We start from the raw sequence: 17,741 nt of genomic DNA, 5'->3' as shown, positions 1-17,741 counted from the left end.
GCTGATCGAAGCGCGCAAGATGACCAAGGTGCTGCCGGGCGAAGTGCCGGTGACGCTGGTCGCCGACATCGATCTGGCGATCGCGCCGCGCGAGTTCATCGCCATCACCGGCCCGTCCGGGTCGGGCAAGTCGTCGCTGCTCTATCTCCTCGGCCTGCTCGATTTACCGAGCCGCGGCGACGTGCTGATCGACGGGCGTTCGACGACCGCCATGAGCGAGGAGGACCGGGCCGAGGTGCGGCTGTCGCGGCTCGGCTTCGTTTTCCAGTTTCATTTCCTGCTGCCGGAATTCTCGATCGCGGAGAACGTCGCCCTGCCGATGCGCGCGCTCGGCCGGCTGTCGCCGCGCGCGATCAGCCAACGCGCCGAGGAGCTGCTGGCCTCGCTCGGTCTTGCCGACCATCTGCGCAAGACGCCGGACAAGCTGTCAGGCGGCCAGCGCCAGCGCGTGGCGGTCGCGCGCGCCCTCGCCAACGACCCGCCCGTGATCCTCGCCGACGAGCCGACCGGCAGTCTCGACACCGCCGCGACCGCGCAGGTGTTCGGCATCCTGCGCGATCTGGTCCTGCTCAGGGGCAAGACCGTGGTGGCCGTCACCCACGACCTCAATCTCGCCGCCCAGATGCAACGGCGCGTGCACATCATCGATGGTCGGCTGGCGCAGGACGAGCTGACGCGCTGAGCTCTCGGTGCATCAATCCCGCCGCAACATTCGGCAGGTTGAGCCGGACAAGCCGCAAGCCGTTGATTTGATTTAGCGCAAAGACGCGTGTTTCGGATTCAGATGATGTGAGGGCTGGCGGATGTTCCTTCCCCGGATTCACCCGCACCACTTCGGATGCTCCCGGGTCTTGCCGCTGCGGGAGCATCCGGACTTTTTTTTGCAAAAGCCGCGCTTCGATCGCATGTGCAGCTCGACGCCGGCACGCCCCCGCGCAATGTCCCTACCCGGTATCCGCAATATCGTGAGTCTCAGCACGGGAAGCCGCACGCTGCCTGCTACGTACGGGCAGGCCGAGCCGCACGGGGAATTGGTCGGGGCAGCTGGATTCGAACCAACGACCTGCAGTACCCAAAACTGCCGCGCTACCAGGCTGCGCTATACCCCGATGCCCTCGGGACCACCGTCCCGGAAGGACTAGGTCACTACACGGTCACAGCTCCGGCAGCAAGACCGCGGACAGCGCCATCGAAGGACCGGGCCCAGTCGCTCCGGCAGGGAAACGGTAAAGTCCAAGAAGGGCCTGCCTGACGACCTCCAGGAATGGCAAAGCCCCGGACCCGGGGCTTTGCAAACTCGGCCAGATACGCCTGGCTCAGTGCGAGGACAGTGCCGGAGACCCCGTCTCCGGATGAATCTCCGCCGCCATCATGCCCTTCGAGCCCGGCCCATAGCGCACCAGCACCCACTGGCCGGGGCGCAGCTCGGTCATGCCGAACCGGCGCAGGGTCTCCATGTGGACGAAGATGTCCGGGCTGCCCTCGCCGCAGGTCACGAAGCCGAAACCGCGCAGGCGGTTGAACCACTTGACCTGGGCCCGCTCCAGCCCGCTGGTCGGCGTCACCGTGACATGGGTGCGCGGCGGCAGCATCTGCGCCGGATGGATCGCCGTCGACTCGTCCATCGAGACGATGCGGAAGGCCTGGTAGCCCTTGGCGCGCTGGACGCATTCAACCACCAGACGAGCCCCCTCATAGGCGGTCTGGTAGCCGTCGCGCCTGAGCACCGTGACGTGCAGCAGAACATCCGGCCAGCCATTGTCGGGAACGATGAAGCCGTATCCCTTCGAGGCATCAAACCATTTGATGACGCCGCTGATTTCGACGAGGTTCTCGCCTAGGCCAGCCAGCGCATCGATTGCCGAGTCGCGCTCGACACCGCTCTGATAGTCAGCCCCGAGCCGGCTTGGTGTAGTAACACCAGCAACCGGTACCCCAAGCTTCTTGGACTCAAATCCGTCCGACCCCATAACCCCGGACCTCACAGATGAATTGTGAGCCGCCACCCCTGCAACGGCGCCCTGCGCGTGCTCATCACTTATACCCTCGACGAGTCACGCGAATCTCTCGAATCAAAGATAACATTCCCTCGTGCCGCGCATAGACAAAAATCGGATTCAGTGAGGCATATGAACAGACTTGCCGACAAAAATGCATCAATTTCCGTTCAATTACGGACGAATGGTCCGAGCACTTCACCGATGTCGAAGCGAATGACGAGGTCTGCAACGTCGTCCTGATCGGTCGGTTCCCGATTGATGATCGCGAGTTGCGCACCCGCCTGCTTTGCCATCAATGGAAAGCCCGCCGCCGGCCACACCACCAGCGATGAACCGATGGCGAGAAACAGATCGCAATGCTGCGCAAGCTCGGTCGCGCGCTGCATCTCGGCCTCGGGCATCGCCTGACCGAATGAGACCGTCGCCGTCTTCACCGGTTCGGCGCATTCCGGACAATCGGGCGCGGCGCCACCGGTCTCGAAGCGCCGCTGCACCCAGTCGAGCTCATAGCGCTGCCCGCATCCGATGCAGCGCGCATAGGTGGTGTTGCCGTGCAGCTCGATGACATGATCGGCGGCGAAGCCGGAGTCCTGATGCAGGTTGTCGATGTTCTGGGTGATGACCGCCGGGATCTTGCCGGCCCGATAGAGTGAGGCGAGAGCACGGTGGCCGCGGCCGGGCCGCGCCGCGGCAAATGTCTCCTGCATCGCGAAGCGCCGCCGCCACGCCTCGTCCCGCGCGTCCTGGCTGGCAACGAACTCGTCGAAATGGATCGGGCGGTTGCGCGTCCACAGCCCGCCCGGGGAGCGGAAGTCGGGAATGCCGGTCTCGGTCGAGATGCCCGCACCCGTAAACGGGACGATGACCTTCGCGCCCGCGATCATGTCGCCCAGGCGGTTCACGCCGTCCTGCAGATTGGACGCAATCATCAGCGGCCGCTCCGATGCATCTCGGTTGGCATCATTCTCCTCCCCCTCATAGCACGTTCGGGACTGCCCGGGCCCGCGCCGCCCCTGCGTCGTTGAGCCACCCGAGCGCACGCGGAACTCTTCAGCATCGCGCTGCAAGCGGAACGAGTCTCGAACCTCGGATTCTCCTATGAGGCGGCATCCCGCCCCTGCTCTCCCCAGCTAAGCCGTCGGACGCTGCGCGACCAGGCGGGCTCTCCGCAATCACGCCGCAATCAGGCATCCACATCGCGCCAGCGATTCGCCAGGAAGTTTGTCACGCGTCTCATGGCTCGTTTCGCCGGATAGCGACCGGAGCAGAGAGGATCCGTGGCCCAGAAAGAGACGCAGGACGATCGGCGCACCCAGGAGCGTGCCGAGATCACGGCAAGGATTGCACGATTCAAGTCGACACAAGAGAGGTTCGCGCGCGAGCGCGAGGAATATGCGCGGCAAGCCTGGCGCAAAGCCCAGCGTGGCGAGGCTGCCGAATAGCGAGCCTTGCCTACGGATGAAAGAAAAGCCCGGAGGCAGTGCCGTCCGGGCTGTTCTTCTCATCCCTGGCGCTCGCGCCTACCAGTGATGACGCCAGTAGTGATGGCGATGATAGTAGGGTGCGCCGTAATAGGCATACGGGCCGGGTCCATAGACGTAACGCGGCCCATACCCATAGTAGCCGTAGCCCGGGCCATAGTCATAGGGACGCGAGGCCGCGATCGCGCCCGCGGTCAGCGCTCCCGCCGCCAGGCCGAATGCGAGCCCGGGCCCGAGGCCGCGCGCTTGTACAGGCGCGGGCGCGGCCAGTGCGGTGGCGGCGACGGCACCTGCCGTCGCCAGAACGGCCAATGTCTTTCTCAGCATGATGACCTCCAATTCGAATGCGTCCAAACAACGCAGTCGGCAGCGAATTGGTTGCAGCTGGAGGTACCGTGACTGCGGGAACCGAACACCCTCCCCGGGTGTTGGAGAGGGTCGAGGTGGAGTGGACATGGCGTCTTGGCTGGAACTTCTGTTCAACATCATCGGCTATGGCGGCTTCGTCGTGATCGCCTCGCGGCACCATGCGCCGGCGTCCGTCGATGTGCGGGAGCGTCACGTAGATGCACCCGGCGTGGATGCCGACGGCCTCTGACATCGCATGCAGCCAGCCAAGCTCCTCCACAGGTCATCCGCAGCATATCCACACCCCCGGACGGTCCGCTTTAGCGCCACCCGATCAACGGCTTGGCGCGCAAGATGTGCAGAATTGTCCACATCCTGCGGGGCGCACTTGCGAGCCCGCCTTTCGCCCGCGGGATGCCTGCCGCTGCCGCTCGCGCCCGCGCTGCGGCGTCGGATCCGGCTTCACGAAATGCCTTGAACCTTCTGGTGCCTGCCCAAGACACATCAATACTGGGGATTTCAGGGCCCAGTCTTCGAGGGTAGCGCCACGCGACGAAGATATTCCGTCGCGCTGGCGCTGCTGTCGTTTCAGCTCGGCCGCTGCGCCATGCCATCGACCGATCCCGCAAGGATCCACCCGGCCATGTCGTCAAAAAAAGAGGCCCCCTCTTCAGGGAGCCTCTGATCGCGATCGGCAACCGTGGAAGGTCGGATCAGGCGACCGCGTCCTTGGCGGCCTTGACCGGGCGGGCGCGCACGATCTTGCGGGCCGGCTTGGCCTTGAACATCATCTCTTCGCCGGTGAAGGGGTTGGTGCCCTTGCGCGCCTTGACGGCCGGCTTCTTGACGACGACGAACTTGGCGAAGCCCGGCACGAGGAACACGCCGTTCTTCTTCAGCTCCTTGTGGCCGACGTCGGTGAGCGTCTCCATGACGTTCTTGACGTCGCGCTTGGACAGCTCGGTGGAGGTCGCAATCTTCTCGATCAACTGCGACTTGGAAAGTTGGGTAGCCATCGTATCTCCTCGTGATTGGTACCGGGTGATTGGTACTGATGAATGACGTGACGACTGCGCGGCTATCAGCGCATTGCTGCGCAGACTGGTCGGGGCTTTCTGGCTGCATTGCACAGCCGGGACTTCAGTCGTCTGGTGGCGTATCACCCCGCGATTTTCGGGATTGTCCTGCATTTCAAGGGGCCCCGAAGCACCCACAGCGGCGCCAAAATTCCAACGGAGCGCGAAGAAGTCAAGCTGCGATGGCGATCGAACGGAGCATGCGATTCATTTTCCCCTATATTTCCAGGCATTTTCGACGCTCCTGCGTGATTTTGGCCGCACATGAGCGTCGAAAAGCGCTGAAAAGCCTGCATGCGGCGGCATCGCGCCGTTCATTCGTCGTCGCGAATCACTGCCAAAATAGCGATTCGCCAGCATTCCGCGCCGCTGGCTCGGCGCGCAAACCCAGTAAAGCTACGCATCGAGCGGATCACGATCCGGCGCGAGCCGACATGCCTCGATCACAGGCGTGATGCGCGAAAGAACCAATTGCTGCTATGGATCGACGTCCACAGGCGGCGGTCGATCATCCGCTGCAAGTTCAGGGAGAGAAGAAACGATGCGTTATCTTCACACCATGCTGCGCGTGCGCAATCTCGACGCCGCGCTCAAATTCTATTCCGACGCGCTGGGCCTCAGGGAGGTGCGCCGGATCGACAACGACAAGGGACGTTTCACGCTGGTGTTTCTCTGCGCACCCGAAGATGAACATCTGCTGAAGAGCCTGCCGCCGACGCGCGGCGCACCACTGGTCGAGCTCACCTACAATTGGGATGAGGAAAGCTATGGCGAGGATCGGTTCTTCGGCCACCTCGCTTATGAGGTCGACGACATCTACGCCACCTGCGATCGGCTGATGAAGCTCGGCATCACCATCAACCGGCCGCCGCGCGACGGCAACATGGCCTTCGTCCGCTCGCCCGACCTGCACTCCATCGAGCTGTTGCAGAAGGGCGAGCCGAAGGCGCCCGCCGAGCCCTGGCTGTCGATGCCGAACACCGGACATTGGTAGGCCGCTCGCCAGCATCATCCGGCCGGAACATCGAGCCCACCCTCGCGTTGTCGCTCCGATTGACGGAGAGCATATGAGGAGGCCGAGATGGGTCGTGGAATTCTACTGTGGTTGTTGGGCGTGCCGATCCCGGTGATCATTCTGCTGTGGCTGTTCTTCGGCCGCTGATCGCCGCGAACGATACGTTCGACGGAAAAGCCCCGCTTCGAGCGGGGCTTTTTGCGTAACATGAGCTAACGTCGATGCCCATGCGAACGCCGGGACAGGAGCCGAACGTGTCCGACAACAAACTGACGATCTGGGGCCGTCCCAACTCGGTGAACGTACAGAAGGTGCTGTGGTGTCTCGCCGAGCTCGACCTCGCTCATGAGCGGATCGACGCCGGCATGCAGTTCGGCCGCAACAACGAAGCCGACTATCTCGCCATGAATCCGAACGGCCGCATTCCGACGCTGGTCGACGGTGATTTCGTGCTGTGGGAGAGCAACGCAATCATGCGTTATCTCTGTCTGGCGCATGGCAAGGGCACGCCGCTCTATCCGGCCCTGCCGCGCCACCGCGCCGGCATCGAGCGCTGGCTGGACTGGACCTTGTCGACGGTGCAGCCGATCGAGCGGCCGCTGTTCTGGGGCCTGGTGCGAACTCCGCCCGCGGAGCGCGATATGCTCGGGCTGCAGAAGGCTGCCGACGAGGCCGCGGCGATGTGGCGCATCCTGGACGCGCATCTGGCGACGCGAAGCTATGTCGAGGCCGAGAGCTTCACGCTCGCCGACATCGCGCTTGGCGCCTATGCGCGGCGCTGGTTCGGCGTCGAAGGCGTCGCCAAGCCTGAGCTGATCAACCTGGCGCGCTGGTACCACGTCATCGCGCAGCGCCCGGCCTTCATCCGCCACATCGCGCCGCCGCTATCGTGAGGGCATCAGCGCCCGACCGAGGTACCCATCTCGAGGCGCAGGGCTCCGCCGACTTTCATGCAGGTGTCGGTGCCTTCGACGCGGACGAAATTGGCGCCGTAGGATGCGCAGGGATTTCGAGCGACCGCGGCGGGACGGGATGCCGGCTTGTTGCTTGCCGCGGCCTTGGGTGTCAGGAGCGATGACCCCGGCGCGCCCGCAGATGCGGGGAGCGGCACGACGGCCAACCATGTGACGATGCCGAGGATGAAAGTCCTGCACATATCGGCTTGATAGCGCGTCGGTCGCAAGAACGCGACGGCGCGATGCGCTACTTCCCGATGAACTTGACGCCGACCGAGGCGCCGCGGCGCCAGACCACCTGGCACAGCCGGCCGGTGCGCGCGTCGCGCGCGAAGGCGAGCCGGATGGTCGCCGGCAGAGCCGCGGCATCCTCCAGGGTCAGCCGGGCGCCGGCACTCGAAATGTCCTGGACCAGACAGTGCCGCACCGCGAATCCACCCTCCAGCGTGATCCACGCCGGTTGCTTCATCGATTTGCGGGCTTCCCGCTTCTTGGGCGCGGCCATCATCCTGCTCCTGCTCGCCCGCTGCAGTACGGCAAGGACCCTAATGGACGGTTGACTGGACCAAACAGGCCGCCGCCGACCGACCGGAAGCCCGGCCGTCGATCAATTTGCGAATGGTGAGGGATGACCGTGCGAAGTGGCGCTCCCTAGCGGAATCGAACCGCTCTCTCCACCGTGAAAGGGTGGCGTCCTAACCGATAGACGAAGGGAGCCTACGTACGATGCTGCCGGGGTAACTCCCCCAACACCACCGCCGCCTGCACGCCATTCGGCAAAACCTTCAGCAAATCAGCGAGTTGAGGCTGAGATCTGCGAGGTCGGCCGAACCACCGGAGATGATTCCGTGCCGCGCGCGGCCGAACGTATAGAGGCGTTTGTCCGCCCGGGCAAGCCGCCCCTTGCACGTCTTTACCGGCCGCCTCGTGCCATGCTCAACGCGCCGCAAACAAGGGAGAGATCCCGTCCGTGTCGATATAGACGATGCCGTCCTCGACCTTCAGCGGATACTGGGCCAGCGCGCTCTCCGGCGGGTGCACGGGCTGGCCGGTCAGTGCATCCCAGGTCCAGTTGTGCACCGGGCAGCTCAGCAGGCGGCCGTCGAAGCCCGCCTCCTCCATCGGCGCCGCGGTATGCGGGCACACGCCCTGAAACGCCTTGAGCTCACCCTCGTCGGGCCACGCCAGGATGATCAGCTGGGCGTCCGCGATGACGAGGCGCATGCCGCCTTCGTCGATCGTGTCGGCCTTGCAGACGCGGGTGAACATGCGGGCCCTCCTCGTCGTGGCTTGCACCATGGGCCAACGAAGCAAGACGCGTTCCGCGGATCGCTTCGTGCCCACCGCAACAGCCCGGGCTGGCACCCTTCTTGCGACACCCGATGCCGGGATGGCGTTGGCCGTCGCACCGTGTCGCAAAGGCGACAGGGCGTGCGGCCGAGGGCAAGTGGCGGCAGCGGAGTGCGACATGACCGACATGACCGAGCTGAGGACACGCAAGGAGCCGCTCAACCTCGCGATCGTGCATGTCGACCCCGACGCTTTCATCGCCAACCTGATGGGCTGGCTCGAGATTACGGCCTTCATCAAGGCGCAACGCGCCGGCGAGGCTGTCGTGCCCGCCGACGGCAAGACACCGGCTTTGACGGCTGCGCAGCTGAAGAATGGCGGCGTCCACGAGGTCGGCAACGACGCGCTGTTCGCCTTCGCGATGACGGCGGCACTGAAGGGCGACAAGCCCGCGGTCGACAAGGTCGAGACCGCCCTGCTCGACAGCATGGGGCAGGATTTTCCGGGGTCGTTCGCGCTGTGGCACTTCCGCGCTGCGATCGATGCGCCGACCACGCTCGACGATTTCGTCGGCCAGGCGGGCAAGAAGATGCTGGCGGGCGATCTGCCGCCGCCCCCCTTGCGCGCCAAGGAGTCCTGGAGCGCCGGACTGCGGTTCTTCGAGAAGGCGCGCAAGTCCAACTTCGTCCACGAGATCATGTATCCGCTGGCGAAATGGACGCGGGCGCGCTGGACCGAGACCGCCGAGAAAGGCGTCGCATTCCTGCATCACATCGAGGACAACGTCCCGGTGCTGCGCGAGGTGCTCGAGGAGAAGCGCAACGACCAGGCGTTCATCGCCAACGTCCTGCTGCGGCTGGCGCCCGCCGTCGACATGGAGCTGAACGAGGAATATCAGGGATTTCTGCGCTCGCTGGCGCGGCGCAACTGACGGGACACCCCGCCGTCAGCTCGGTTGTCCGTAGCGGGCGAATTGCGATGGTGGACTTTGCGACACGCGCTTTTTGACATGCGGCGGCAAAAAGGCCGGCGGGCATTACGCCGCCGACCTTTTGTCGCGACTGCCGGCTCCGGCTGGCCGGTTCCGTCGCACTCCTGGGGGAGTACACGGACAGGGTCGCGCGACCTGGTTAACGATTTCCTAACGGCGGCAGCCGTGCGCGTACGGAGAACTCGGTCAGCTCAGCAGCAATGCACGCTTCTTCTCGCGCCGCAGCTTGAGCTCCTGACAACCGGAGAGCCGGACCAGCTCCTGCGGGTGCATGTCGTAGCCGTGGCTGCCATAGAGATTTTGCTGCGCCATCGGAACCTGCGCCGGCCGGCCGGCCGCATCGGCGGTCAGCGTATCCCGGGACGGTGAACCACGGACCGGTTCGATCCCTGTCCTCAAAGCGGTCATCGCCAACTCCGTGAAAGAGTGCCTGCCCCCGGCCTTGAACTATAGCCCTCTGCCGGCGCGGCGCAATTGGGACAAAATGCCATCAGCGACCGGCGCGGGCCTGCTCCGCCTCCTGCTCCCAGCGCAGGATCGACCGCTCCAGACTGTGGAATTTCTCGGCGACGTCGCCGTCGAACAGCGGGTCCTTGCGGTCGGACATGCGGGCGTCGATGTCGGCCCAGTCCTCGGCATGCAGGGCGCGCAAGGCCGCAGGAAACAGCAGCGTCTCCTCCTTGCGCAGATGCTCGCGCTGGCTGTCGATGAACTGCAATACGGCCGCGTGGAAGCTCTCGCGCAGGATCTCCTGGTCCGACAGCACCGCGTTCACCGCCTCGGCAAAGCCGCGCAGCCGCTGCGCCTCGCTGTCGTGCTCGTCGTCGACGTCGCCATAGGTGGCCGCCGCCGCGGGATCGCGCGCGCGCAGCTTGGCGAAGATCATCTCCTCCTTGGGATGATGACAGCGCTGCGGATAGTCCTCGAAATAGGCGATGATGCTTTGCAGGATGTCGTAGTCGGGCTTCCGGTTGTGATCGAACAGCTCCAGCTCGTGCTCGAGCACCGAAAGAAGCTTCTCGAGATTCTCGTGCTCCTGCAGCAGCGCTTCGATGATCTTTGCCATGGCGGTCTCGCCTTTGAGCCGGCCGGGACTGCCGAACCGGCATGCTCCCCTGATCGCAAAAGAATACGCCCGCGCGAGCGCGGGCGGCATTGCGGCAGATCAAACTGACACGGCGACATGACAGGCCGGCGGGACAGGCTTTACTCCGCGGCCATGGCCCGCGGCGCACGTGGCAGGCCGAGCCTGTCCCAGACCTCGACCAGCGCTTCGGCAAGCGCGTCGATCAGGCCGTCATCATGGTAGGGCGACGGGGTGATGCGCAGCCGCTCCAGGCCGCGCGGCACGGTCGGGTAGTTGATCGGCTGGATGTAGATGCCGTGCTCGGCCAACAGCAGATCGGACGCCGTCTTGCACTTCTCGGGATCGCCGACATGCACCGGCACGATGTGGGTATCGGAGGGCATCACCGGCAGCCCGGAGGCGTTGAGCACGGCCTTCAGCCGCGCGGCGCGGTCCTGGTGCCGGTCGCGCTCCCATTGCGAGGTCTTCAAATGGCGGATCGCGGCGGTCGCGGCGGCGCAGACCGGCGGCGGCAGCGCGGTGGTGAAGATGAAGCCCGGCGCATAGGAGCGCACGGCGTCGATCAGATTGGCGTTGGCGGCAATATAGCCGCCGAGGCAGCCGAATGCCTTGGCCAGCGTACCCTCGAGGATGTCGATGCGCGCCATCGCGCCGTCGCGCTCGGCAATGCCGCCGCCGCGCGGACCGTACATGCCGACCGCATGGACTTCGTCGACGTAGGTCAGCGCGTTGTAGCGCTCGGCCAGGTCGCAGATGCGATGCAGCGGCGCGACGTCGCCGTCCATCGAGTACAGGCTCTCGCAGACGATCAGCTTGGGCCGGTCCGGATCGGCCTGACGCAGCAGCTCTTCGAGATGGGCGAGATCGTTGTGCCGCCAGACCTGCTTCTCGGTGCCGGCCTTGCGGACGCCCTCGATCATTGAATTGTGGTTCAGCGCATCCGACAGCAACAGGCAGTTCGGCAGCAGCTTTGCGATCGTCGAAATGCCGGTCTCGTTGGAGACGTAGCCTGACGTGAACACCAGCGCGGCTTCCTTGCCGTGGAGATCGGCGAGCTCGCGCTCGAGCTCGATCAGCGGATGGTTGGTGCCGGCGATATTGCGGGTGCCGCCGGCGCCGGTGCCCATGCGCGCGGCGACATCGACCATCGCCCCGATGACTTTGGGATGCTGGCCCATGCCGAGATAGTCATTGGAGCACCAGATGACGACGTCCTTCGGCCCCGCCGGGGAATGCCAGATCGCGTGCGGAAAGCGGCCGGCGAGGCGCTCGAGATCGGCGAATACGCGATAGCGGCGCTCCTGGTGCAATTGGTCGAGGGCGCGGTCGAAATAGCTGTCGTAGGTCTTCACCTGATCCGTCCTTCCCCTGCCCGGCAGCCCGACGTCACCGGTTCCGCGAGCCCTTTTCGAGGTTTGTTTCGGGCGTGGACCAAAGCGCAGTTCTGCGCGGCCTTCGTTGATCCAGATCAGGTATTGGGCAGGTTGCCGGGCATCCGGACCGGCTCAGGGCTGGTGGGATTGGCTGCGTCGGCGATGTCGAGGCGGAGCGGCGCACCGGTGTCGAGAAACGCGGACAGAGCCGCCTCGTACGGCGCGGGATCGAGGCCGCGGCCGGCCAGCCATTGCGGCTCGTAATAGGTCTGGCGGTAGCGCTCGCCGGAATCGCAGATCAGCGTGACCAGCGAGCCGGTCCGCCCCTCCTGCCGCATCTCGGCAGCGAGCCGGCACAGCGCCAGGAAGTTGGTCCCGGTCGAGCCGCCGACCGGACGGCGCAACCGCCGCGTCAGCACGTTCATCGCCGCGATCGAGGCGGCGTCCGGCACCTTCATCATGCGGTCGACCACGCCGGGCACGAAGGACGGCTCGCAGCGCGGACGGCCGACGCCCTCGATCAGCGACGGCCGGTCGCAGGTCTTGGCGCAATCGCCCGAGCAGAAGGCGTCGTAGAACGCCGAGTGCTCGACATCGGCGACGCACAGTCGCGTCGGATGGCGGCGGTAGCGCAGATAGCGCCCCATCGTGGCCGACGTACCGCCGGTTCCCGCGCTCATCACGATCCATTCGGGCAGCGGACAACGCTCGCCCTGCAATTGAGTAAAGATCGACTCGGCGATGTTGTTGTTGCCGCGCCAGTCGGTGGCACGCTCGGCGAAGGTGAACTGATCCATGTAATGGCCGCCGAGCCGGCGCGCGAGCGCCGCCGCCTCGGCATAGAGCGCGCGGCCGTCGTCGATCAGGTGGCAATTGCCGCCATAATGCGTGATCGCCGCGATCTTTTCCGCCGAGGTCGTGCGCGGCATGACGGCATAGAACGGCACGCCGATCATCTGCGCGAAATAGGCCTCGGACACGGCGGTCGAGCCCGAGGAAGCCTCGACGACCGGCGTGCCCTCACGGATATGGCCGTTGCACAGCGCGTACAGGAACAGCGAGCGCGCCAACCGATGCTTGAGGCTGCCGGTCGGGTGCGTCGATTCGTCCTTCAGGTAGACATCGATGCCGGCGAGCGCGGGCACGATCAGGCGGATCAGATGGGTGTCGGCGGTCCGGCACTGGTCGGCCTCGATGGCCGCCACGGCGTCGTCGACCCAGCCGCGGCGATGGCGCGGACCACAGGGGCTGGAAGGTGACCAAGGCGGTGAATTCATTGCGGCAACCGACCATGATCGCTTGCCGGCATCAAGTCCGTCGGCCCGGTCACGCGGAGCAAGCTGGGGGCAAATGGCTCGGCGCCAACGATTCGCAAGTCCCCGCCCCCCGCCGCGCCCCCCTCCAGGGCTCCCGCCCGGCGCGCAGCGCGAGGCAGGCGCACGCGCGCGCCTCGGCAGGAATTTTGAATGACGGCGACAATGGTCAAACAAATGCACACTTTCGCGACGAAGTATGGCCAGGCATCAGTCGACCCGGCGCGACCGCGATCGACCCATGCATGCGGGCGCACCGAGCCCGCTCCGAGGGGCACCATGAGAGTTGTTTCGATCATCCTTGTTGCGTGTGCAATCAGCCAGGCTGCCTCGGCAGAGGGCCTGGAATGCCGGCGTGTCGCCGATCCGACCCCGCGACTGAGCTGCGTGGAGACACCGACCACCGCGCAGGCGCCGACGACGTCGCGCACCGACGCCTGGACGCCGGTCGAGCCGCGGCGGGAGATCCCGCGCGAGGTCGATGGCGCGACTGCGCGAGGCTCGCGGACGCGCTGAGGCGGGCGCCCTGGGACTCCCTCCGGCTAGCGGGACGGCCGCGTGAGGTCCGCTCCGTCGATGCCTTGATGTGCGGCCGTTTTTGCCGACATGTAGGTCGTGGCTCGCAGCCACGGACCGACGTCGCCCCCATGCCGGGCGCGGCAGGTGACGAGTTGGTTCGGCCAGCGGCACGGGATGATTGGAGACCATGGCCTACCTGCCCTCGCAAATGACCCTGCTCGAAGCGCTTGCGACCGTGATCGGCACCGCTGCCATCGCCCCTGCGCTGCTGATCCTGTGGCTGGTGGTGGCCGCCGGGGACAATTCCGGTCCGCCGCTCAAGATATGGACCGCATTCCTGCTCGGGGCAGCCAGCGTGTTGCTGCTCGGCATCGTCAGGATCCCGTTCCAGCACGTCGGATTGTCGCTGGAGAACCCCTGGATTGCGCAGGCCGTCCGGGCCCTGTTCACCGTCGCTCTCCCGGAAGAGATCGCCAAGGTGGCCGTGATCGCGGCGCTATGGTCGCGGCGCCGCCAGGTCGGCAATGCCATGGATACGGTGTTCTATGGCGCTGCGGTCGGCCTCGGCTTCGCGGCCTATGAGAACCTCGCCTACCTCGTCCAGCACGCCGAGATGTGGCGCTCGCTGGCGATCCTGCGCAGCGTGCTCACCGTGCCGTTCCACGGCGCGCTCGGCATCATCGCCGGCGCCTATCTGGCGATCGCCCGCACCTCGACGGCGCTCGGCGCCAACCGGCACAACCGCGACTGGGCGCGGATGTCGAGCTGGGCGCTGGTGCTGGCCGCCCCCGTGGCGCTGCATGCGGCCTTCGACTATCCGTTGCTGCTGCTGCAGCGGGCCTCCAATCTCGATCCGACCTCACGGCTCTGGCTCGGCGGCGTCAGCGTCTTGATCGGCTTCTCCTCGATCGGGCTTGCCGTGCGGCTGGTGCGCCGGGTCGCCCATCACCACACACCGCGCACCGAGGTGGCGAAGGCCCGGCTCAGCCAGTTGCGCCGGATGTGGGCGCTGCTGCTGCTCGGCGGCGCGGCTGGCTTCATTGGTCTGGGCTTCGTGCTGACCTCGATCCGGCACTGGCTGCTCAACCCCGATCGCAACGTCGCCGGCGTTCTGATTCCCCTGGGGCTGACGGCGATCCTGCTCGGGGGCGCCCTCCTGATTGTCACGACCACCATCTATGTCTTCGGCCGCAACCGGATGCGGACGACGGCGTAGACGGGAGCGAGGCCGAACCTCGATCGCTCCATGGCGTCAGATCAAACGTAGCTGCCCACCCTGTCGACGGAGACGAACCCACTGTGGGCCGGGACGAGACCCGCGGCGATGATCGTGCCGGTGGTATCGGCCAGATCGTAAGTCACCACCGTGCCGCCCATGACGAAGAACGGGATCGCCGAGCTCAGGAAGGTCCAAAGGCTCTTTCGCGTATAGTAGCTCGCAACGCCGGCGCGCACATCGACCGACAACAGCAACGTCTTAGGATCCAGAAGCAAGTCGTACTGGGCTTTCTCCTGCAGGATCTTGCTCAACAACACGATCCCCTTGGCATCGGCTGCGCCAAGCGAGGCGATGAACTCCTCGGCCTTGGCGATTGCGTTTCGGAGGGTGGCGGCAGCCTGCTCGTAGGTCTTGGCTGCAGCCTTCAGGATGTCGTTCCTGGCCTCGTCGGGCCCTGCGCCGGCCTCCGCAGTGGTCCTGGCGCTCGCGGCAAGTCGATCCGCGGCCGCGCCCGCCTTCGCAACCAGATCCGCCACGATCTTCAGCGTCGACTGCAGCCCCTGCGTCGGCGGGATGCAGCGGCTGGGGAGCACGACCACCACGTCCTTCGCCAGCAGCGCGTTGGCAACCGCCGCGATCAGCTGTTCGGCGTCCGGGCTCAGCGCGATCGGCCCGACCTCGACATTGCTCAGAAAGTAGCTGCCGAGCTTGGCGACGGCGTCGAGCGCGACTGCGGCCGTCGTCAGGATCGGAGGCGCCACCGACACCGCTGCCACGTCGCTTGACCCGGCCTGACCGACGGCCCGGTCTGCATCGGCCCGCAGCCGAGCCGCCTCGTCATGCGCCGCCGCGAAGACCCGCTCGATCAACGCCTGTTGGAAGACGAACTGACGATAGTTGACGAAATGCTCGGTGCCTTGCCGAATGAGAATACGCCGTTGCGGCGCTTTGGCCGTGACCACTTCGGCGATGGTCGCCGCAACCTGCCTCATGGCGCACGCGGCCAGCAAGGTCGCCTCGCCCTTGCCTGCCTCGGGCTTGAGGGTCAGATCGCCAGCGATGCCGCTGGCGGGGACGGCGCCGATCAGCGCCTGGGCCGACGCCTGGTCAGCGCTCTTGGTGCTGTCCGCGAGCGCCTTCCTCGCATCTGCCACGGCCTTCTGATTGTCGAGCCGCTCCTTCTCGGCCTTGCTCGCTTCCAACGCCGTATCGGCCGGCTTCCGTGCATCGGCCAGGGCCTTCTCCGCCTTGACGCGCTCGAGCTCGGCCTTCGCGAATTCGGCCTCGGCCTTCGCCTGGGAGGTCTTCTGTGTCAGTTCGGCAGTCGGATCTGCGCTCATCCTGGCCCCTCCCTGTAGCGGGTGCACGGCTGCTCTCACGCGCCGGAGATAGTGCAGCGCGCCCGGCACGAAATCAACTATCAGTTGTATTTGGCCAAAGTCTGTGCTGGATTTGCCGGGCGCCGCAATGCATCTGGGAGGAGGGCCATGTCGCTGCCATTCGCCAACCGCGAATTCGTCTTCACCCAGCCCGATGGCACCAAGCTCAAGGTTTTCGGCACAGGAAATCAGCACCAGGCGACGTTCAAGACGGCCGACAACTTCACTGTCGTTCGAAATCCGGCCTCCGGCTATTATGAATATGCGCGCAGGGACGTGACCCAGCACCCGGCGCCGAGCGGCATCGTGGCCGACGCGGTCAATCCCCTCAGCGCCGGACTACGTCCTGATCTCAAGCCGCCAGCTCCTCACGGGATCAGCGCCTACGTCTCCCCTGGGCTGCCGCGCTCGCCGTCACGCTGGCAGGTCCGCCGCGACCAACATCGCCTGCGCATGCTGGCGGATGCCGTCAATGGCGCGACACCAGCGCCGCCGCAGCGGCAGACGGTCGGGACCTTCATCGGCCTCTGCCTGCTCGTGGAGTTCGACGATGAGCCAGCCGTCATCCCGCAGGTCGGAGTCGACAATTTCTGCAATCAACCGGGCTATCGCGGCTACGGCAACAACGGCTCGGTTCGAGACTACTTCTTCGACGTTTCGGACGGCAAGCTGACCTATACCAACATCGTCGCGCCCTGGTACAAGGCCAGCAAGCCGCGAACGTATTACACGGATGAGAGCGTGCAGTATCCGCTGCGGGCACGCGAGCTCATTCTCGAAGCGCTGGCGCATCACATGAATAACGGCTTCGACTTCAGCACGCTTTCCGCGGACGATCAGAAATTCATCTATGCCGTCAACGTCTTCTATGCTGGCACGCGGGTGAACAACTGGTCGCAGGGACTTTGGCCGCACTCGTTCCACCTGCAGGCGCCGATCCAGCTCGCACCCGGAAAGTTCGCCAACGACTATCAGATCACCGACATGTCGACCGAGCTGACGCTCGGCACGTTCTGCCATGAGAACGGACATATGATCTGCGATTTTCCCGACCTGTATGACTACGGCAATGAATCGCGCGGCGTCGGCTCCTATTGTCTCATGTGCGCCGGACCCAACGTCGATCCCAAGAACCCGCCCGAAGTCGGCGCCTATCTCAAGCATGCGGCAGGGTGGGCGTCCAAGGTGACGCCACTCGCCGCTGGCGCCACCTGCCGGTTGTCAGCCGGAAAGAACGAATTCGGCCTGTTCCGCCGCAACAGGACTGAGTACTTCATCGTCGAGAACCGCGAACGCTCCGGTCGCGACACGAGCCTGCCGAGCGTGGGGCTGGCGATCTGGAAGGTCGACGAGGCGGGCAACAACAGCAGTGAGGCGATGACGCCTGCGTCGCATTACGAATGCGCGCTCATCCAGGCCGATGGTCGCGCTGACCTCGAAATGGGTGTCAACGATGGCGACGCGGACGATCTCTACGGCGAAGGCGGCAACTTCTCGTCGACGAGCACCCCGAACAGCAACTGGTGGGACGGGACGGCTTCCGGCTTGAGCATCGCCAGCATCAGTGCGCCGGGACCGACGATCACCGTGTCCGTATGAAGGCCGCTTGCGGCGGTCGCCATTTCGCAACGGGGCCGTACGGCCGGCCGATGTCCCGATAGAGGACGGGCGCCGAACGCGGATATTGGCGAGAT

20 protein-coding genes and 2 tRNA genes are annotated in these 17,741 nt (G+C 65.4%); 9 read left to right on the top strand and 13 right to left on the bottom strand.

Going from position 1 to position 17,741, the window contains the following annotated elements; all coding sequences use genetic code 11:
* Positions 1 to 19: 19 nt before the first annotated feature.
* A complete protein-coding gene (locus QX108_RS02625; RefSeq protein WP_315779502.1) occupies positions 20 to 682 on the top strand; it encodes an ABC transporter ATP-binding protein in 663 nt (220 codons plus the stop codon).
* A gap of 350 nt (positions 683 to 1,032) precedes the next feature.
* Here the strand turns inward: QX108_RS02625 and QX108_RS02620 are convergent.
* The 3 genes from QX108_RS02620 to QX108_RS02610 form a co-directional block, all read right to left on the bottom strand.
* Positions 1,033 to 1,109, bottom strand: a tRNA-Pro gene (locus tag QX108_RS02620).
* Between the two features lie 207 nt (positions 1,110 to 1,316).
* A complete protein-coding gene (locus tag QX108_RS02615) occupies positions 1,317 to 1,970 on the bottom strand; it encodes a cold-shock protein (protein ID WP_172109115.1) in 654 nt (217 codons plus the stop codon).
* A 197-nt stretch (positions 1,971 to 2,167) separates the two neighbouring features.
* Positions 2,168 to 2,929, bottom strand: coding sequence for an SIR2 family NAD-dependent protein deacylase (locus tag QX108_RS02610; protein ID WP_315726145.1), 762 nt, complete (start codon positions 2,927 to 2,929; stop codon positions 2,168 to 2,170).
* Positions 2,930 to 3,277: 348 nt separating this feature from the next.
* On the opposite strand from QX108_RS02610, the gene QX108_RS02605 reads away from it, so the two are divergent.
* Positions 3,278 to 3,442 carry a hypothetical protein gene (locus QX108_RS02605; RefSeq protein ID WP_172109117.1) on the top strand — a complete coding sequence of 55 codons (165 nt, stop codon included), beginning with the start codon at positions 3,278 to 3,280 and terminating at the stop codon, positions 3,440 to 3,442.
* Positions 3,443 to 3,520: 78 nt separating this feature from the next.
* On the opposite strand, the gene QX108_RS02600 is transcribed toward QX108_RS02605, so the two are convergent.
* Entirely contained in the window at positions 3,521 to 3,805 is a 285-nt protein-coding gene (locus tag QX108_RS02600) for a hypothetical protein (protein WP_315779504.1), read from the bottom strand.
* A gap of 130 nt (positions 3,806 to 3,935) precedes the next feature.
* On the opposite strand from QX108_RS02600, the gene QX108_RS02595 reads away from it, so the two are divergent.
* Positions 3,936 to 4,079, top strand: coding sequence for a hypothetical protein (locus QX108_RS02595; RefSeq protein WP_315778989.1), 144 nt, complete (start codon positions 3,936 to 3,938; stop codon positions 4,077 to 4,079).
* 463 nt (positions 4,080 to 4,542) lie between these two features.
* On the opposite strand, the gene QX108_RS02590 is transcribed toward QX108_RS02595, so the two are convergent.
* A complete protein-coding gene (locus QX108_RS02590) occupies positions 4,543 to 4,845 on the bottom strand; it encodes an HU family DNA-binding protein (protein WP_172109121.1) in 303 nt (100 codons plus the stop codon).
* 601 nt (positions 4,846 to 5,446) lie between these two features.
* Between QX108_RS02590 and QX108_RS02585 the strand changes: the two genes are divergently transcribed.
* Both QX108_RS02585 and QX108_RS02580 read left to right on the top strand, forming a co-directional pair.
* Positions 5,447 to 5,899 (top strand): VOC family protein, encoded by a 453-nt coding sequence (locus QX108_RS02585; RefSeq protein ID WP_315719998.1) that lies wholly within the window; start codon positions 5,447 to 5,449, stop codon positions 5,897 to 5,899.
* A 275-nt stretch (positions 5,900 to 6,174) separates the two neighbouring features.
* Positions 6,175 to 6,813: a glutathione S-transferase family protein gene (locus QX108_RS02580; RefSeq protein WP_315719997.1), complete on the top strand. Its 639-nt coding sequence runs from the start codon at positions 6,175 to 6,177 to the stop codon at positions 6,811 to 6,813.
* A 310-nt stretch (positions 6,814 to 7,123) separates the two neighbouring features.
* On the opposite strand, the gene QX108_RS02570 is transcribed toward QX108_RS02580, so the two are convergent.
* The 3 genes from QX108_RS02570 to QX108_RS02560 form a co-directional block, all read right to left on the bottom strand.
* Complete coding sequence (locus QX108_RS02570; protein ID WP_172109129.1) at positions 7,124 to 7,381, bottom strand: PilZ domain-containing protein; 258 nt, start codon at positions 7,379 to 7,381, stop codon at positions 7,124 to 7,126.
* A 137-nt stretch (positions 7,382 to 7,518) separates the two neighbouring features.
* Positions 7,519 to 7,593: transfer RNA gene (locus tag QX108_RS02565), tRNA-Glu, on the bottom strand.
* A gap of 219 nt (positions 7,594 to 7,812) precedes the next feature.
* Positions 7,813 to 8,145 (bottom strand): Rieske 2Fe-2S domain-containing protein, encoded by a 333-nt coding sequence (locus QX108_RS02560; protein WP_315719995.1) that lies wholly within the window; start codon positions 8,143 to 8,145, stop codon positions 7,813 to 7,815.
* Between the two features lie 199 nt (positions 8,146 to 8,344).
* Here QX108_RS02560 and QX108_RS02555 point away from each other — a divergent pair, with 199 nt between their 5' ends.
* Positions 8,345 to 9,097 carry a hypothetical protein gene (locus QX108_RS02555; protein ID WP_172131895.1) on the top strand — a complete coding sequence of 251 codons (753 nt, stop codon included), beginning with the start codon at positions 8,345 to 8,347 and terminating at the stop codon, positions 9,095 to 9,097.
* A gap of 246 nt (positions 9,098 to 9,343) precedes the next feature.
* Here QX108_RS02555 and QX108_RS02550 read toward each other — a convergent pair whose 3' ends face one another.
* The 4 genes from QX108_RS02550 to QX108_RS02535 all read right to left on the bottom strand — a co-directional run bounded on the left by QX108_RS02550 (position 9,344) and on the right by QX108_RS02535 (position 12,894).
* Entirely contained in the window at positions 9,344 to 9,565 is a 222-nt protein-coding gene (locus QX108_RS02550; protein ID WP_315719993.1) for a hypothetical protein, read from the bottom strand.
* A gap of 82 nt (positions 9,566 to 9,647) precedes the next feature.
* The gene (locus tag QX108_RS02545) at positions 9,648 to 10,223 is read right to left on the bottom strand and encodes a hemerythrin domain-containing protein (protein ID WP_315719992.1); all 576 of its coding nucleotides are present in this window, start codon (positions 10,221 to 10,223) and stop codon (positions 9,648 to 9,650) included.
* 140 nt (positions 10,224 to 10,363) lie between these two features.
* Complete coding sequence (hemA, locus tag QX108_RS02540; RefSeq protein ID WP_315778995.1) at positions 10,364 to 11,596, bottom strand: 5-aminolevulinate synthase; 1,233 nt, start codon at positions 11,594 to 11,596, stop codon at positions 10,364 to 10,366.
* A 116-nt stretch (positions 11,597 to 11,712) separates the two neighbouring features.
* On the bottom strand, positions 11,713 to 12,894 hold the full coding sequence (locus tag QX108_RS02535; RefSeq protein WP_315778997.1) for a PLP-dependent cysteine synthase family protein: 1,182 nt from the start codon (positions 12,892 to 12,894) through the stop codon (positions 11,713 to 11,715).
* A gap of 315 nt (positions 12,895 to 13,209) precedes the next feature.
* Between QX108_RS02535 and QX108_RS02530 the strand changes: the two genes are divergently transcribed.
* Together QX108_RS02530 and QX108_RS02525 are read left to right on the top strand one after the other, a co-directional pair.
* Entirely contained in the window at positions 13,210 to 13,446 is a 237-nt protein-coding gene (locus QX108_RS02530) for a hypothetical protein (RefSeq protein ID WP_315778999.1), read from the top strand.
* A gap of 190 nt (positions 13,447 to 13,636) precedes the next feature.
* Positions 13,637 to 14,665: a PrsW family intramembrane metalloprotease gene (locus tag QX108_RS02525; RefSeq protein WP_315779001.1), complete on the top strand. Its 1,029-nt coding sequence runs from the start codon at positions 13,637 to 13,639 to the stop codon at positions 14,663 to 14,665.
* Positions 14,666 to 14,706: 41 nt separating this feature from the next.
* Here QX108_RS02525 and QX108_RS02520 read toward each other — a convergent pair whose 3' ends face one another.
* On the bottom strand, positions 14,707 to 16,077 hold the full coding sequence (locus QX108_RS02520) for a hypothetical protein (protein ID WP_315799384.1): 1,371 nt from the start codon (positions 16,075 to 16,077) through the stop codon (positions 14,707 to 14,709).
* 78 nt (positions 16,078 to 16,155) lie between these two features.
* Here QX108_RS02520 and QX108_RS02515 point away from each other — a divergent pair, with 78 nt between their 5' ends.
* The gene (locus tag QX108_RS02515; RefSeq protein WP_315799383.1) at positions 16,156 to 17,646 is read left to right on the top strand and encodes a M6 family metalloprotease domain-containing protein; all 1,491 of its coding nucleotides are present in this window, start codon (positions 16,156 to 16,158) and stop codon (positions 17,644 to 17,646) included.
* Positions 17,647 to 17,741: the final 95 nt, after the last annotated feature.

It is taken from the genome of Bradyrhizobium sp. SZCCHNR1002 (assembly GCF_032381435.1).
Lineage (GTDB): Bacteria > Pseudomonadota > Alphaproteobacteria > Rhizobiales > Xanthobacteraceae > Bradyrhizobium > Bradyrhizobium aeschynomenes.
Note: the sequence above shows the minus strand (reverse complement) of the source record. Positions and strands in the feature narration are given on the sequence as shown.

What these genes read in the sequence shown, in the direction of transcription:
- QX108_RS02530 (WP_315778999.1), top strand. Translation starts at nt 13,210, where the DNA reads ATGAGAGTTGTTTCGATCATCCTTGTTGCGTGTGCAATCAGCCAGGCT.
- QX108_RS02550 (WP_315719993.1), bottom strand. Translation starts at nt 9,565, where the DNA reads ATGACCGCTTTGAGGACAGGGATCGAACCGGTCCGTGGTTCACCGTCC.
- QX108_RS02615 (WP_172109115.1), bottom strand. Translation starts at nt 1,970, where the DNA reads ATGGGGTCGGACGGATTTGAGTCCAAGAAGCTTGGGGTACCGGTTGCT.
- QX108_RS02535 (WP_315778997.1), bottom strand. Translation starts at nt 12,894, where the DNA reads ATGAATTCACCGCCTTGGTCACCTTCCAGCCCCTGTGGTCCGCGCCAT.
- QX108_RS02585 (WP_315719998.1), top strand. Translation starts at nt 5,447, where the DNA reads ATGCGTTATCTTCACACCATGCTGCGCGTGCGCAATCTCGACGCCGCG.
- QX108_RS02560 (WP_315719995.1), bottom strand. Translation starts at nt 8,145, where the DNA reads ATGTTCACCCGCGTCTGCAAGGCCGACACGATCGACGAAGGCGGCATG.
- QX108_RS02515 (WP_315799383.1), top strand. Translation starts at nt 16,156, where the DNA reads ATGTCGCTGCCATTCGCCAACCGCGAATTCGTCTTCACCCAGCCCGAT.
- QX108_RS02545 (WP_315719992.1), bottom strand. Translation starts at nt 10,223, where the DNA reads ATGGCAAAGATCATCGAAGCGCTGCTGCAGGAGCACGAGAATCTCGAG.
- QX108_RS02525 (WP_315779001.1), top strand. Translation starts at nt 13,637, where the DNA reads ATGGCCTACCTGCCCTCGCAAATGACCCTGCTCGAAGCGCTTGCGACC.
- QX108_RS02590 (WP_172109121.1), bottom strand. Translation starts at nt 4,845, where the DNA reads ATGGCTACCCAACTTTCCAAGTCGCAGTTGATCGAGAAGATTGCGACC.
- QX108_RS02625 (WP_315779502.1), top strand. Translation starts at nt 20, where the DNA reads ATGACCAAGGTGCTGCCGGGCGAAGTGCCGGTGACGCTGGTCGCCGAC.
- QX108_RS02595 (WP_315778989.1), top strand. Translation starts at nt 3,936, where the DNA reads ATGGCGTCTTGGCTGGAACTTCTGTTCAACATCATCGGCTATGGCGGC.
- QX108_RS02570 (WP_172109129.1), bottom strand. Translation starts at nt 7,381, where the DNA reads ATGGCCGCGCCCAAGAAGCGGGAAGCCCGCAAATCGATGAAGCAACCG.
- QX108_RS02610 (WP_315726145.1), bottom strand. Translation starts at nt 2,929, where the DNA reads ATGATTGCGTCCAATCTGCAGGACGGCGTGAACCGCCTGGGCGACATG.
- QX108_RS02555 (WP_172131895.1), top strand. Translation starts at nt 8,345, where the DNA reads ATGACCGACATGACCGAGCTGAGGACACGCAAGGAGCCGCTCAACCTC.